General features: G+C 40.5%; 7 protein-coding genes. 2 read left to right on the forward strand and 5 right to left on the reverse strand.

The features are described from left to right. Positions 1-157: 157 nt before the first annotated feature. From HMPREF9447_RS06290 to HMPREF9447_RS06310, 5 genes are all read right to left on the reverse strand, one after another. Positions 158-1,876 carry a RagB/SusD family nutrient uptake outer membrane protein gene (locus HMPREF9447_RS06290; protein ID WP_044137491.1) on the reverse strand — a complete coding sequence of 573 codons (1,719 nt, stop codon included), beginning with the start codon at positions 1,874-1,876 and terminating at the stop codon, positions 158-160. A gap of 7 nt (positions 1,877-1,883) precedes the next feature. Beyond that, the gene (locus HMPREF9447_RS06295) at positions 1,884-4,643 is read right to left on the reverse strand and encodes a SusC/RagA family TonB-linked outer membrane protein (RefSeq protein ID WP_009128864.1); all 2,760 of its coding nucleotides are present in this window, start codon (positions 4,641-4,643) and stop codon (positions 1,884-1,886) included. A 31-nt stretch (positions 4,644-4,674) separates the two neighbouring features. Continuing rightward, positions 4,675-6,480, reverse strand: coding sequence for a RagB/SusD family nutrient uptake outer membrane protein (locus HMPREF9447_RS06300; RefSeq protein ID WP_009128865.1), 1,806 nt, complete (start codon positions 6,478-6,480; stop codon positions 4,675-4,677). A 13-nt stretch (positions 6,481-6,493) separates the two neighbouring features. Beyond that, complete coding sequence (locus HMPREF9447_RS06305; protein WP_009128866.1) at positions 6,494-9,655, reverse strand: SusC/RagA family TonB-linked outer membrane protein; 3,162 nt, start codon at positions 9,653-9,655, stop codon at positions 6,494-6,496. A gap of 64 nt (positions 9,656-9,719) precedes the next feature. After that, positions 9,720-10,922 carry a glycoside hydrolase family 88 protein gene (locus HMPREF9447_RS06310; protein ID WP_009128867.1) on the reverse strand — a complete coding sequence of 401 codons (1,203 nt, stop codon included), beginning with the start codon at positions 10,920-10,922 and terminating at the stop codon, positions 9,720-9,722. A gap of 227 nt (positions 10,923-11,149) precedes the next feature. Between HMPREF9447_RS06310 and HMPREF9447_RS06315 the strand changes: the two genes are divergently transcribed. Both HMPREF9447_RS06315 and galA read left to right on the forward strand, forming a co-directional pair. After that, positions 11,150-15,205 carry a hybrid sensor histidine kinase/response regulator transcription factor gene (locus HMPREF9447_RS06315; RefSeq protein ID WP_044137493.1) on the forward strand — a complete coding sequence of 1,352 codons (4,056 nt, stop codon included), beginning with the start codon at positions 11,150-11,152 and terminating at the stop codon, positions 15,203-15,205. Between the two features lie 101 nt (positions 15,206-15,306). After that, entirely contained in the window at positions 15,307-17,745 is a 2,439-nt protein-coding gene (gene galA / locus HMPREF9447_RS06320; protein ID WP_244267581.1) for a beta-galactosidase GalA, read from the forward strand. Position 17,746: the final 1 nt, after the last annotated feature.

The raw sequence follows: 17,746 nt of genomic DNA on the forward strand, positions 1-17,746 counted from the left end.
TAAAAGGCTTAAAACTGTGTTTAAACGTCACTCATAAAACCTACCCACACGGAACGTATAAGAAAACAAAACTACAAATTCTTTTCTACGAAAATTAGATCCAGACATAATAAATATGACCTGGATCCAATTAAAAACTACATGTTATCCGTTCTTCCTACCATCCTGTATTTTGTTTCAAATTAGAATTCTTAAAGACTTCCTCCTGAGATATGGGATATAGATACATCTTATCCTCCCATTTGCGCTCTTGTACTTTACTCTTCGTGTACAAGAACCCGTCTGTTACTTTCTGTATCGTTACTCCATAAATTTCTTTTACCACTTCTCCGATTTTCCACCGGCGGATATCCCAGAAACGATGATCCTCAAATGCCAGTTCTATGCGGCGCTCACTACGAATGCGCAGTGTGAAAGCTTCCCCTTGCTCCGTTACGGACGGCATATTAGCCGCAAAACGTATTTGATTGAGAGCTTCGCGTGCCGATATTGGATGTGTGCCGTCTGTATAGTCCGAACCTTGCCATTCATTCATGGCTTCAGCATAATTAAGTAATATTTCAGCATAGCGGAATATTACAAAATGATGGGGTTGCGAAATCGGTTTGGCAGGTGATAATGACACTGTCTCATTCATATACTTCCGCAAATAATATCCGGTCAAAGAAGCACCTTCAATAGGATAAGCATTCTTTCCACCTACAAAGGTTTCTATCGCATTCTTCATGAATACAGAACCATTGTATAATATGGTTGTATATAAACGTGGATCACGGGTATTTCGTCCTTCCGCATCGACGTACATATTCTGAATATGTTCCGGATTGTTCCAATCAAAAGCCACCCCATCCGCCATCTCAAATGCATCCACTAAATTTTGGGTCGGAGTGTTTCCACTATTTCCACCCTCAAAGCCAATGGGCAGGTTATAACCTTCAAAAGAACTGGTACTTCCATTGCGTTTCACAAATATAAGTTGCTTAGACTTAAGTATATCATGTCCGCCTCTGGCGTCATACAAAGGATCATCCTCTATATTCGGCAATGAATACCAATTCTCTTTGATTATGGCATAAGCAGCCGTAGCAGCTTTTTCCCATTTCTCTTTATCAGCTTCAGGATTATGCAACTTACTTGCCGCATACAAAAGGGCACGCGATTTCAAAGCCATTACCATACCACGAGTCACACGACCTGTTTCACCCAATCCATAGTCATTCCATTCGGACTCGGGAACAGTGGTTCCCGGTGCATCTTGTGTAATGGGAAGACCTGGAACAATGTCGTCGCATTCCCTGATAATGAAGTCAATCACATCCGCGAATTTCGTCTTCTCAACAGAGTTGATTTCCTCAACCGTATAAGTACGAGTCAGGAGAGGAATATCCCCATACCTTTTACATAATTCAAAAAAATAAAAAGCACGAAGCGCACGTACCTCATATACATAGCGTTTGGCACGTCTCAGGTTTTCTTCATAGTCCTCATTCCATTTAAAGTACTCAAGTTTCTCCAAAGAGTAGTTTTCCAGAAATGAATTGGCAGAGCGGATGGCAGTATACAAATCACCCCACACATCATCTATGGTGTTAAGCGGTCCCCATGCATTATCATATACATCGTAAACCTTACTATTGCTCCATGTGAACACAGCATTGTCCGTTGCCGCTTCGCGTAAAGCGCCACCTCCCATTACTCCAAAATCCTGTGGCAAGAAAGAATAAACATAAGCCACCAATTTATTTACATTATTAAAATCATATGTATAAGCTCCTTCCTTCGTTATGTCCGTAGCTTCTTCCAAATCTAAGAAATCACAGCCAGACAGCGAAAGTGATATACATATAAAAGCAATATATTTCTTAAACATAATCATGTACTTTTTAGAATTTTACATTAAAACCGAAATAGATAGAAAGCATATCCGGATAGTTAACACTCAGATCCTCACAATTCGAATACTTCACATGATCCAATGAAAACACATTGTTAGCACGCGCAAAAACCTGACAGGCTTCCATCTTCATCTTCTTTATCCACTGTTGCGGCAAGTTATAATATACATTCAGATTACGTAGCTTCAAGTATGAGCCATTAACCAGCCACTGGGTACTATTTTGAAAGTTATTACTTGTATTCAGAGTTGTCAGGCGGGGAAGATTGGCTATATCTTTCGTCTCTTCCGTCCAACGTATATTGTCGTCCATATACCAAGTGGAAATATTGGTATTATTGCGTAAAGGCCAATATACATTTGCCGTATTCAATATTTTGCTGTATCCGCCAACACCCTGAAACAGCATATCCACTCCAAAGCCTTTATATTCGAATCCCAGATTGATACCATAATATAATTGGGGAATCATAGAAGAATGTCCGATAGCAATCCGGTCATTATCATCTATCTTCTGATCATTATTCTGATCTTTATACTTGATGTCACCGGGGCGTACATCCGAGAATGTTTGTGTAGGGCTTTTCGCTATATCCTCTACATCGCGAAAGTATCCAATTGCTTCCAAACCAAATATCTGGCCGACAGGATATCCCTTAGCAGATAAATAAGAATAGGGTTTATATCCTTCTCCATTCTCCACTATTTTCGTTTTGGCATAAGACAAATTGGCTCCTGCATGATAACTGAAATCTTTCTTTGCACCATTCCAGTTCAGAGCCAGTTCAAATCCTTTGGTATCAACAGCTCCCGTAAAGGTCTTGGCTATTTCTATACCCAATGCCGAAGAGACCAGATTGGCACCGTCAACCAGAATATTTCTTCTACGATCCATAAAATAATCGGCAGTGAAAGTCAAGTTTTTGAACAGACGCATGTCCAAACCTACATTGTATTTGTCGGAGATTTCGCATGACATATCAGAAATGGCCAGCCGACCTTCTTTCAAACCACTTTGCGTACCTCCTGCATCATTCGTCACAAAACCGGCACCACCTACCCAGTACTGACGGTCTAAATAATAGTCAAAGCCATCATAACCAGAGCGCCCCCATGATGCACGGAGTTTCAGCAAATCGATGAAAGACGCAGACTCCATGAATGATTCGTTCGAAAGAATCCAACCGGTCGAAATTGCCGGATAAGTACGGAAACGGTCCCCTTTAGGTAATACACTGGTTCCGCTATGATTCACCACTACATCCAATAAATAGCGATTGGCATAGCTATAACCGGCAGAGGCTGTAATATACTGACGATAGCGTGATTGTGCCTTACCAGTTGGGGTCAACGACTCCTGGCGATACAGACCTGATGCTGTAATGGAGTGTTTTCCAAAGGTACAGTCATAAACAACTTTAGCTTCCAGGTTAGCACGTATATACTGGTCAGCCAGTCCTTTATTGTCAACTGTCAAAGCCTTATCATCTCCGAAACGTTCAGTGTTAATCTGATATTCGCCAGTTTCCGGATTCAATACCGAGGAATTAATCTCGTACAGGAAGTTCTTGCTTCCAGTCTCCTGATAAGTTGCACTATTATCATAAGAAACAGCCATCTCTGCACTCAACCCTTTTGTTATTACCGACAAATTCTGTATAATCCGTAAATCAGCTTGCAACATACGCTGATTCTCCTTATAATATCCGACATCGGCAATGCGCGCAATCGGGTTATCATTATACACAGTATTGCTACCCCAGTAACCATTGCTTGTCCTGACGGGGAAAGCGGCAGAAGGAGTTTTATATAAACCTGAGAAAATCTTATCTTCTGCCGTGTTGGGGCGTTTCCGCTCATATAACATTCCCAGCATGGTCAGTTTAGCCATTGTGGTGGAGGTGACCTCCACATCCAAATTCATCCGGAAATTCAGATTATACTTCTTCATTTGTGTATTATAACGATCAGAATAATCGGTATAAGCTGAATTCAGTATTCCATAATCGTTTTTATAGCTCAACATGGTGAAATACCGGAGACGCTTACCTCCGCCCTGAAATGTAAAGTCCGCCTGATTGTTAAAAGACTGGTTTCTCAACCCCTCACCAAGCCAATCCGTATCAGCATAGAGATCGCGGTTGCTCCCATCCCTAAAAGCCTCCAAATGGGCATTGGTATACTGTGGCTGCAATCCATCCAGCAACAATGCTTCATTTTTAGCCTGAGCATAAGTATAGGCATCGACAAACTTAGGTTGATTTATAGGAAGTCCCATACCAAACCGATAGTTCACATCAATACTCATTTTAGCTTCTTTTCCACGCTTTGTGGTAATGACGACCACACCATTCGCTCCTCTCGGTCCCCATATAGCTGTAGCTGCACCATCCTTCAATACGGAAACAGACTCTATTTCCGCCACATTCAGGTACTCTAATGGACGGGGAAATCCATCGACTATAATCAGTGGCTCCGCCCCATTCAGCGAACCTCTGCCACGTACAATCAATTTTGCATTATCAGTCCAACCTGTCTGTTGCAGTACACTCAATCCCGGTAATAAACCATATAATGTATTATAAGGATTAGGGGTGGAATTCTTTTCCAATTCTTCTGATGTCACTGTAGAGACAGCCGACGTCTGACGTTCATCAAACTTTGTTTTTGTCTTAATATTGCCATCAGCCATTGCCGAAACAGAATATAATAAAGCTATTCCGACTATATATACATTTTTCCTATTCATAAGTTTTCAATGTTTCTAATTAGATTTATTCTTATTCCCAACCCGGATTCTGTACAAGTCCATACTTCTTGTTTATTTCACCTTGAGGAATAGGAATCAGAAAATAACGATTATCCCAGCGCTCTATATATACACGTTTATGCAACATATCATATCTCACCTCATACGAAAGCTTATCATTTTCTTTGGTTATTCTTAATCTATGAAGTTTCGCTTTCAGATAGTCATCTCTCTTCCATCGGTTTATATCAAAATAGCGTACTTCTTCAAATCCAAACTCAACAGCACGTTCATGCAGAATAGCTTCGCGCAACTTCTCACCTGGCGTGACGATGCTTTCATCCAGTCCCGGCATCTCCACACGATTACGTACCAGCTTCACATAATCATAGGCTGTTCTTCCGAATTTATCCGGAGTTGTAGCAATTCCCAATTCATTCATTGCTTCAGCTATATTCAGGTAAATCTCAGGCAAGCGCAACAATGGACAGGAATAGAATTTCTTCCTCATTTCAGTACCCAAGTCACGCTGAAATTTACGCATGCCATATCCGTTATACGCATTTTTCTGGAAAGAAGAAACACTGGAACCTTCACATGATTCACGACCACCTAACCAGACTTCAGCTGTACGTGCTCCCCATTTATCACCGTTTACAATCAGAGTTTCATACATCCGGATGTCACGAACCGATTTTCCTTTATCATCAAAAAACGGATTGGCTCTATGGACTGGATTATCCCAACTAAATGGAGTTCCATCTGCCATTTCAAACATATCCGCATAATTTCCGGTAACTCCGCTCGTTCCAAACTTGATTTGCTGGAAAGACTTGCTATTGGCGTCATACGTGACAAAACGATGGGAAACAATAAGGCACTCTCTATTACAACGATTGAAGTATGCCGCTGCAAAATCATCTCTCGGATTACCTGTATCAACTAAACGGTAGTAATCGCCTTTAGCTTGGTTTGCTTCCAAAAAAGCCAATCCTGCGTCTAAAGCATCCTTCCAGCGTGAAGCATCATAATTACCATACCAAGTATATAATTTATCAGACGCTTCTCCTTCTCTGAAAGGAGTTGCAAAGTTAAACAACGGGCTTGCAACAAATAGTCGAACCCGTGATTTCAGAGCTAAAGCGGCAGCAGCAGTCATACGGCCTTCGTCCGCTTCTTCTACGCTCCACGGAAGAACCTTAGCTGTAGCATCCGCTATTGAATCGATTTTGGCAACAGTTTCTTTGACAGTCATACGGGTACAAGTCATATCATCATCTGCTTTATAAGCATGATCAATCCATGGCATTCCACCATAGTGACGCAGCATTTGAGAATAATGAAATGCTATAATAAGAGCTGCCTCAGCCTTACGGACTTCTTTTTCCTGAGCAGACATATCCGGTACTTTATCCACATTTTCTAAGTAAATCCATGCTTTGCGAATGCCATACATGGGCGAGCAGGCAGCAGCTTCTTCAGTAGTGCCAGCCGGGTCCAAGCGATAAGGAAACTGACCATTGTCTATCGCAGTCAATGTACCATTATAATATCCTTGTGCACCGGCTGCCTTTGTGTTTTCACCCAAATCCGTGATAGTCTCCAAAGTACCCCATGATAATCTGCCATCAGTAGGTAAATAATCTGGCAATGAGTGATATACTTCCGCCAAAGCCTGTTCTGCATATTTCTTGGAAGAAAAAACCGTATCAATAGTCACATCCGTACTAATTGGCTTTTCCAAGAAAGCATTACCAAATTTCAAATCTTCGCACCCTGCCAATATGAATAAGAAACAGGCGGAAAGGAGTCCTATATATTTAAATTTCAGTTTCATGTCATTCATTTATTTAGAAAGTAATATTAACACCTAAATTATAAGTCTTGGTAATAGGATAGGTATCTTGATTATTGGGTTTACATTCCGGATCCATAATACCAAATTTATCAAAAGTCAACAGATTATACCCAGATAATTTAAGCCCCAATTTACTGATACCTATTTTCTTCAACACCTGTATATCTGTAAACTCATACCCGATTGTCACGGATTTCAATCTTAAATAAGAGCCATCCTTAACCCATAAAGTAGATTGCTTGCTATTATGCGACAAACTATTCTCAGAAAATCGGGGCATAGTTGCCGTCTCTGCTGTTTCGGGTGTCCAACGATTTTCTACATGATAAGAGAATAAGCCTAATGATTGCCCACCTCCATTACCGAAAGGCGTTCTGAATTCATTGGCCAATACAAGCGAACGATCTGTAACTCCCAACCAGTTCATTGTGAGGAACCACCCTTTGTAATTCACTCCATAATTCAAGCCGAATGTATAGGCGGGCCGGGTCGGATACCCTATTTCACGTTGGTCGTCCGTATCGATCACATCATCGCCATTCAAATCCTTATATTTCACATCACCCGGATATACAGGTACTTTGGGGTCCGGCAATCCATCGATCAACGTCTTTCCATCTTCTTTAAAATCAGCAGTCGAATAAAAACCTTCAGATACATAGCCAAAGATAGCACCTACTGATTTTCCGGTACGCCATAAATAAGGTTCATTGGGTTCTATCTCATCTTGCTCCACAATTTTATTTTTTGAATATGATACATTGCCATTGGCCCAATAACGGAAATCATTAATCTTGTCTTCCCATTTCACTTCCACTTCATAGCCATGATTCTTCACACGTCCCATGTTCACCACCGGCAAAAGACTTGATGTTAAACTGGAGATCATTGGAATAGTGGAGCGACTAATTAAGATGTCCTTGCGATCTTCAAAGAAGATATCTGCTGTTATTTTAAGACGACTCTTCAAAAAATGAACGTCAATACCATAGTTTTGCTTTAAAGCGGTTTCCCAAGTCACATTCCGGTTTCCAAGACGCCTTTCTATCGCCGCGGGTGTCCAATAAGTTGAATTATAACCAAAGTTATAGCCATGAGGATATCCTTTCCACGCCGTTTGATTACCTTGCTGATCCACTAAATAGGCATCTGATAAATAAAGAAAACGGTTATTATTCATATTATCATTTCCGACCAGCCCCACAGAAGCACGCAATTTTAAATAATCAACTACCTTTTGTTCCTTCATAAACGGCTCCTCCGAAATGATATAACCGATAGAGCCGGCGGGAAAAGCACCAAAACGTTTATCCGGAGCAAAATTCTCCGAACCATTGTAACCGAAATTGAACTCTGCCATATAGCGCGACTTATAATCATACGTCAAACGTCCGACAAGTCCTACATAGGCGGCAGGAACATCAGAGTACTGAGCCGGATAGTATTTCTTACTCTGATTATACAGCAACAATCCACCTACATTGTGATTGCCAAACTTACGATTGTAGCGCAAACTTGCCTCCAGATACCAATTACGCCCTCTTGTTGTCTCTTCATCAAAGGCCAGAAACGGAGTGGCGTAGTCATTCAGCACTCTATAGACAACGGTCTTGTTGTAATTGGGATCATCGGTCAGCGGATGGTCTGCTCCCGGCTGATACCCCTCCAACTCTGACTGGTAATGAGGTTCATATCGAATTGTTTGCGAACGTGTTCTGCTCTTCGAATAAGAATAGGATGTATTATAAGCTCCTTTTACCTCTACAGAAAGCCCTTTAGTTATCATATCCAGCTTCTGAACCAGTGTCAAATCCATATTCATAGTGTTGGCCGTCTTATCTTTATAACCTAAATCATAAAAGCCTTTTAATACATTATTATTCATCAAAACCCCTTCGTATTTCTGAGGATTCATCACAATTAATTTCCCATCAATAACTCCCGGACTACAGAAAGGCTGTGACAGATTACCAAAACCGGCTCCCTTAGGCTCATGAGTCACACCTACAATTCCACCAAGCCCCAACTTTAAGATGGTAGATTTCGTCAAGTCCAAATCCAGATTAGCCAGATAATTATAACGGTTATAGGTATAATTATTCTTATAGTCCAGTTCCTCAAATTGACGAAACAAGCCATTCTGATATAGGAATCCCAATGAAATAAAATAGCGTACCCTATCCGTACCTCCTGATATATTGAGATTATGCTGTGTCTGAATAGATGTCTTATTCAACAAATAATTCCTCCAATTCACATTGGGATACATGATAGGTTCATCATTTAAGCGAAACCGTTCTAATACATAGTCATCAAATGAAGCTGCTTTCCCGTCATGCGCTTTCATTTCATTATGACATAGAGCATACGTATAACTATCCGCCATCTCCAACAAACGCGTAGGTTGTGTCAAACCGAAAGAAGAAGAAAGAGATATTTTCGCTTTTCCCTCTGCCCCCCGTTTAGTGGTTACAAGCACCACTCCGTTAGCACCACGTACACCAAACACAGCTGTAGCCGAAGCATCTTTTAATACACTGACACTTTCTATCTCATTAGGATCCATCTGGAAAAAAGAACGTTCCACGCCGTCTACCAATATCAATGGCTGCGAACCGGCTTCCGTTAACGAACCTACTCCACGTACATAGATGGAAGGATCTTCAGCACCTGGTTGGCCGCTTGTAGATACTGAAGACAGACCGGTGATCTGACCGGCCAAGGCATTGGCGACACTTGCATTGGGCGAACGCAATAAAGCCTCATTCTTTACAGATGAAATAGCTCCTGTCAATGTTTCCTTTTTCTGCACGCCATAAGCAACAACAGTTACTTCATTCAATTCATTAGCAACTTCAAGCAAAGTCACCTTTACATCTTTTTTACCTTTCAAAACCACTTCCTGCGTTTGGTAGCCAATAAAAGAAATCACCAAAACAGCTTTCTCCGGGTTAGGAACACTCAGTCTGAATTTCCCGTCAAGGTCAGTAATGACTCCCATAGAAGAATCTTTCAACTTTACATTTGCTCCTATTACTTCCAAACCACTTTCATCGTATACAATACCTTGTACTGTAGTAACCTGAGCATGTCCTACAAGTCCGGTACTGAGTAGAATCAGTAACCAGCCCCATTTAAGAATCATTTTTTGCATCATAAAATTAGATTATGCATCTATCGTTTATGCAATAGACACGGTTAGTATAAAGATCAATTTTTCACTTTTCCAGATCACGCTTTCTCATCAATGCTTCCAGAAAATAATAATCTGCATAATTCAAGGGAACATCTATCTCTTGTCCGTGAGGGATGCTTCCTACTGAATGTTTCAGTAGAAAGAAGCCATTCGTCCCTTCTTCGGCCCGATAAGCAGAAGTGCTCAACGTTTCTATTATCAGATCAGCAGTTTCTTTGTATTTTGTACCAGGAAGATAGGTGTCCAGTTCGTAGAGGGCAGAAGCTGTAATTGCCGCCGCTGAAACATCACGGGGTTCATTGGGGATATTCAATGCGTCATAATCCCAATAGGGTATTAAATCCGTCGGCAGGTTCTTATTAGTAAAAATGAAATTGTAGATATTCTGTGCCTGCGTCAAGTATTTAGTGTTATATGTATAGCGATAACACATCGTGTAGCCATAAAGAGCCCAAGCTTGACCTCTGGCCCAAGCAGATTCATCTGCATATCCCTGCGCAGTTTGTTTACTTCTCACCTCCCCGGTCTCAGGATCATAATCAACTACATGGTAACTACTATAATCGGCACGAAAATGATTCTGTAGAGTCTTGTCTGCATGACTGACTGCCATAGTATAATAGACTGAATCTCCTGTCAGGCGTGCTGCCTCAAACAGGATTTCCAAGTTCATCATATTGTCAATAATAACCGGGCATTTCCAGCCTCGCTTGGCTTGCCAGCCTCTATCCGCATCCCATGATTGAAATATTCCTGCTTTCTCACGAAAACGAGTGGAGAGGGATTTTGCTGCCTGCACAATTATCGGACGATAATCCATTCCTCCTACCCTCATGCCATTCAAAAAGCTACATCCAACCATGAATCCTACATCATGATGCCAAGTCAGATATTGAACAGAATCTAATGCTTCGGTATACTTCACCGCCAGAGTTTTCCATTCCTCATCTTCCGTCAAATCATATAAATGCCATATACTTCCCGGAAAAAAGCCACTGGTCCAGTCACTATAGGAGACATACACAATGTTTCCTTTCTTATCCAGTGTACGAGGATTCAGAACCTCCTTGCTGTTCTCCTCTATTAATTTGACTTGTGATGAATACTGCGCAACAGCATTCCTGATATTATCAGGAAGAATACCTTCTACTACAACAGTTTTTGGTCTACACCCTCCTAACATAAATAACAAAAATCCGACTAATGCCAACAAAGAGTTTTTCATATACAAATTATTAATTAAACTAAATGGTATTGCAAAGGTAGACTACCCATAAGAACAGAACTGTAGCGAGTATACAGAAAATACACCTTGTCAGTACATCCCCTCTCTAAACAGAAAATGTACTCAGAAAACACTTATTTTGTACATAAACGACAGATACAACACCTACATATTTTAATTAAAAAGAAGTATCTTTGCATTATTGTCTAATGCTCTAAGAAAAACACATGATGAAATTGAAAAACTTCTTTCTTCTAATTTGCAGCTGTATTTTAGCTATATCCGATAGTAAGGCGCAAGATATATCTTTCGATCATCTGACTATAAACGAAGGATTGGCGCATAATTCAGTTATGTCCGTTTATCAAGACCCTAAAGGATTTATATGGATAGGTACACGTAACGGAGTCTGCTTATACAATGGCAAAGAGTTCACCACATACAAATATCAAAAGAATGTCCCCAATACTCTTATCTACAACAACATATCTCAAATAACCGGTAATAATGAGGATGAGATTTATTTTATGACCTCCAAGGGTATATCTGTTCTTCAACTATCAAAAAACCGACTATCAACCCTCATTCAGGGAACTATACGCTCCATGTTCTACCACAAGCAGCTTTACATTACTCAGAATAACACAATCTACCGCTATGAAGACAAACAATTCAAAGAGTATTACAAAATAAAAGAATTAGATAGCTATATCACTTCACTATACATTTGCGATGAATTCATACTGATAGGAACCGTAAATCAAGGACTTTTCCGCCTGGATTGCCGAGATCATAAACTCAGCAATCTCTTACCTGAAATTTATGTCGAAGACATATTTAAGGACTCTACCGGTAAATTCTGGATTGGAACCATGAATCATGGCATTTATATAATGGAAGAAGATTCGTTTATCAACTTCCAACATAAGCAGGATGATCCTTCCAGCATCAGTTCCAACTTCATCCGTTGTTTTTGCGAGGACAAGCAAGGTAACGTGTGGATTGGTACCTTCAACGGACTCAATAAGTATAATGCTTCCAATCGGACTTTCACCAGCTATCAAAAACAGAATAAAGAAAAGAGTCTTACCCACTCCTCCATTTGGGCTTTACTGTGTGATACACAAGGTACCATTTGGATTGGTACCTATTTTGGAGGCATCAATTATTTTCATCCGGGCAACCAGATCTACCGTCATTATCAAGTATCATTTCAAGAAGGAGAAGGGCTCAGTTCTCCCATTGTAGGTAGCATGACCGAAGACAGTCAACATAATCTATGGATTGCAACCGAAGGAGGAGGCATAAACAAATACAATCCTCAAAACAATAAATTCCAATGGTACAGGCATAAAGAACGCTCAAACAGTATCTCACACGACAATGTAAAAGCTATATATTATGACAACAACAGAGAAGCCTTATGGATAGGTACTCACATGGGAGGACTCAACAAACTAAATATTCAGAACGAACACTTTACGCATTATCCTTTAGAAGGCGACCAATCCCAATCCTCCCTTTCAAAAACGATTCGAGACATTACACCCTATAAAGACAAACTCATTCTGGCAACACACAGTGGAATAAGCATATTTAGTCCCCAAACCGGCCAATACAAATCGTTGTTTCAGGATAAATCCAATAAAATTCATTTCGCCACTTCTGTATGTGTGGACCATCATAACACTCTCTGGATTGGCGGTGATGGCAAAGCTGTATACAGATATTCATTCACCGATAAGGTTTTACAAATTTACAAGCATAATCATGCCCTAAAGCAAAGTATCAGTAGCAATAGCATCAACCGAATCTATGAAGACAGCCAAAAACGCATATGGTTCTGTACCAATGAAAGCGGCATTGATTTATACCGATATGAAACAGATGATTTTGAAAACTTTGATGAGCAACATTATGGACTGGGAAGTAATTATGTATATGATGTATGTGAACTCTCACCAGACAAACTGTTATTTATCACTGACTCCGGTTTTTCCATTCTGGATTATCCTACCCGTAAATTTCAAAACTACAATAAGAAAAACGGAATACCGTTATCAGCGCCCAATGAACGCTCCGTCTATAAGGCAAGTAATGGAAATATATTCATTGGAGGCGTAGATGGTATGATCTCATTCAGAGCAGAAGCCATTAACCATACTCCGCAAAGTTATAATATTTATCCATTCCGTTTACTCGTAAATGGTGAAGTGATTCAGGTGAATGACAAGAGTCAAATACTCAATAAAGATTTAACTTACTCGCCACAAATTACATTGAAATCCCATCAGTCCATGTTCAGTATTGAGTATACCACTACAAACTACATACCTTTCAATCAAGATGAAATAGAGTATTTTCTGAAAGGATTTTCGCAAAACTGGACCAATATGCGTAATCAGCAAGCCATCACATACACTAACTTGAATCCTGGCAAATATACCCTCATTGTACGTGCCAAGAACAACCCGATTGTTTCTGAGAGCAGGCTGGATATTGAGATTCTTCCTCCTTTTTATCGCACGATATGGGCCTATCTGCTATATACACTATGCATATGCAGTGTCCTCTATTATCTGATCCGTATGTATAACAACCGCATCAAGCTACAGGAATCTCTAAAATATGAAAAAAAACATGCAGAAGATATAGAAAGACTCAACCAAGTTAAACTACGTTTCTTTACTAACATTTCACATGAATTCCGCACCCCACTCACGCTAATTATCGGACAAATGGAAATGTTATTGCAAATGCGGTCTTTAGTCCCAACTGTCTATAACAGGATATTAGGCGTCTATAAAAGCAGTCTGCAATTAAGAGAACTGATTACCGAACTGCTCGATTTCCGTAAACAAGAACAAGGCTATATGACAATAAAAGCCAGTGAATCAAACCTTGTCGATTTCGTATACGAAAACTTTCTACTTTTTCAGGAGTATGCTATGCAACATAAGATATCCTTCCATTTTCACAAGACGCATGACAGCATCCCCATCTGGTATGACCCGAAACAGATGCAAAAAGTAATGAATAACCTCCTCTCGAATGCTTTCAAGCATACGAAGGAAGGTGGTCGTATTTTGGTATCCGTAAGAAAAGTAAACCACGAAGCTATCATTGAAGTAACCGATAATGGTAGCGGAATTCCACCTCAAGATATCGATCAAATTTTTAATCGTTTCTACCAAACCGATCAAATCGAATCGCCCACTTACACAGGAACTGGAATCGGTTTATCACTTACCAAAGGCATTGTAGAACTGCATCATGGCACGATAGAGGTTTATAGTGATCCAGGAGAGGCTACGACTTTCAATGTACATCTGCCCAGTGGCAAAGAACATCTGGCACCAGAGCAAATCAATGAACAGAAAAGTGATTTACAATTAGCTTTACCCAATGACCCTCATCCGGTCTTTTTCCCAGATGAACATGAATTCGATATACTGAATACAAAATCAGCTATTGAAAAGAATAAAGAAGCCAAAATACTGATTATAGAAGACAATGCTTCTTTGCGTGAAATGCTTAAGAAAATATTTGAGACATTCTATAATGTAATGGTAGCTTCTAACGGAGCGGAGGGTTGGGAAATTATTCAAGCAGAGCATCCCAATCTTGTATTAAGCGATGTGGTAATGCCTATATTATCAGGGACGGAACTATGTAAACTTATCAAAGAGAATATAGATACCTGTCATATCCCGGTTGTCCTACTCACTGCCCAAACTGCTGTCGAGCACAATCTGGAAGGACTACGCATTGGAGCAGATGATTATATCACCAAACCATTCAACATAAACCTTCTACTATCCCGCTGCAACAATCTTGTCAATAACCGGATTATGCTACAAGAGAAATTCAGTAAGCAGCTTCAGGCAATGCCGCAAATGTTAGCGACAAACCCATTGGATAAGGAACTCATAGACAAAGCAATGAGCATCATAGAAATACATCTTGATGACACCAATTTCAATGTAGATGTCTTTGCACGCGAAATGGGAATCGCCCGTACCAAACTATTCAATAAATTAAAAGACATCACTGGTCAAACCCCTTACGATTTCATAATCACCGTCCGTCTGAAACGGGCAGCACTCATGCTGAAAAATAATCCGGAACTAAACATCTCGGAAATTGCAGATCATTTAGGTTTTTCTTCACCCAGGCAATTCACCAAATGTTTTAAAGCTAAATACCACACCATTCCACAAGCATACCGGAAGAATGAAACGCCTGGCGACGAAAAAGATGCAGAAGACAATGAGGAAGAGTAATGTGTACTCAACAAGCATGTTTCATGTATAGAGAATGCACTTCCCCATAAGAATGTTTTCATTCCTTTGCCGATGATAAAAACTTAACCGGTAATATGAATATGAAAACATTTTATCTATTGACTTTATTGTTATGCGTTTCTCTTGCTAATGCTCAGAACATGCGCAAAAGAATTTTGCTTAATTCGGACTGGCGTTTCGCCAAAGGACATGCTGCTAATCCAGAAAAAGATTTCAATTATGGACGAGCACTTTCCTTCTCCAAAATAAATTTCCTGCAAGAAGCTACCCTGCTTCAAGCCGACCAGAAATCTCGTTTTACAATTCCTCATACCGAGATTTATGACGATAGTCAATGGGAAAGAGTATCCTTACCTCACGATTGGGGAATGACACTGAGCTTTGCGCCCGATCAGCTAAAAGTAAAAGGCTATCGTAGATTGGGTGGACTTTCTCCGGAAAACAGTGTGGGATGGTATCGTAAAAATTTAAAGCAAACATTCGTTAAAGGCTGCCGTTATCACCTGGAATTTGAAGGTATATTCAGAGATGCACAAGTGTGGATGAATGGCATCTACCTTGGAAAAAACGAAAGCGGCTACGTACCTCTGTTGTTCGATGTAACAGAGTGCTTAAACTATGAACCGGAGAAAGAGAATGTAATAACCGTGCGAGTAAATGCCACTCAGTCGGAACTATGGTCTTATGAAGGAGCTGGAATTTACCGTAATGTATGGTTGACACAAACTTCCTCAGTACATATCCCACAATGGGGTACCTTCGTCACCAGTGATGTAGACCTCACACAACGGCAAGCCGTTATAGAAGCATTAATTGAAGTTGCCAATGAATCGGATAAAGCTGTAGATGTTGTTTTAAAAAACAGCATTACAGATATAGAAGGAAAACAAATTGCTTATACAGAAAAGCATCTAAGCATTCATTCGCTCGACAAAAATGAAATAAAAACCCACATGCAGGTAAATAATGCACACCTGTGGTCACCGGAAACGCCTTATCTCTATACACTACGCACGGAAATAGAGATGAACAATACGGTTATTGACAGCTATGTCACCCGCTTCGGAATCCGCACCATCACTTTTAGCTCCGAGCAAGGTTTCCTTCTGAACGGTAAACGCGTACAATTACAAGGAGTATGCTGCCATCAAGATCATGCCGGAGTAGGTGTAGCTGTCCCCGACCGCTTAAATGCTTGGCGTATTCAGAAACTAAAAGAATTCGGCACCAATGCCTATCGCGCTTCTCACAATCCACCTACAGTTTCACTTTTGGATGCATGTGATAGTTTAGGAATAATGGTGATAGATGAAATGCGCATGATGAGTTCCAGTGACGAAGGGCTTCAGCAGATGAAAACCATTATCCGACGTGATCGAAATCATCCTTCAATTATCCTCTGGAGTTTAGGGAATGAAGAGCCGACTATCCAAAAAACAGAAAAGGGAAGAATGATAGCCGAGCGTATGAAACGCATACAACATAAACTCGACCCGACCCGTATGTGTACAGCAGCCATGAATGGTGGCTGGGGCAGCGGTTTCTCCTTAGCTGTAGATGTACAAGGTTCCAACTATTTCAGAATAGGCAATCTAGACAATGTACACGAAGAACTCCCACTACTTCCCTGCATCCTGACCGAAGAAGCCAGTACACTCACTACCCGAGGCATTTATAGTACTATAAAAGAAAAAGACCATCATCAGTCCTACGACCATGACCGACCTAGCTGGGGATCTACTGCACAAGAATGGATGCGTTATGTAGATACCCGCCCATATATCGGAGGAGCATTTGTCTGGACAGGCTTTGATTATGGCGGCGAAGCTTTAATGTATTATTGGCCAGGAGTCGTCTCCAATTTTGGTATTCTGGATTATTGCAGTTATCCCAAAGATGCTTATTGGTACTATAAAGCCTGGTGGACGAATGAACCAGTATTGCATATATTGCCTCATTGGAACGGCATAGGAATCGATTCGGTAGACGTGCAACTATATACCAATATGGATGAAGCCGAGCTATTTCTTAATAATAAAAGTCTCGGAAAGAAAACAATAGGTAAATTTGATATACCCACATGGCGGGTGAAGTACACACCTGGAAAACTGACAGCCAAAGGCAAAAACGGTAATAAAAAATATATAGCAACTGTAGAAACAACCGGAAAACCGGCATCATTACAACTAACCAGCGAAACCGGAGGCTCTATAAAAGGAGACGGCAACGACATAGCTATCATTACAGTAAAAATAATCGATTCCAAAAAGCGCATAGTCCCTACTGCCAATAATCGCATCTGCTTTAAAGTAGAAAACGGTGTTGTGCTGGGAGTAGGAAATGGCAACCCGTCTTGCCACGAGCCCGATGTCTTTCCGCAGGGAGTACCGGCAGAGAGAAGTGCCTTCTCAGGATATGCACAATTAATCGTTGCATCCGACCGTTCGGGGAAGTCCATAAACATTGTTGCTACTTCTGAAGAACTAAGAGAAAGCCAAATTCAAATAAATATTCAATAGT

Origin of the sequence: Bacteroides oleiciplenus YIT 12058 (assembly GCF_000315485.1) — a bacterium.
Taxonomy (GTDB): Bacteria; Bacteroidota; Bacteroidia; order Bacteroidales; family Bacteroidaceae; genus Bacteroides; species Bacteroides oleiciplenus.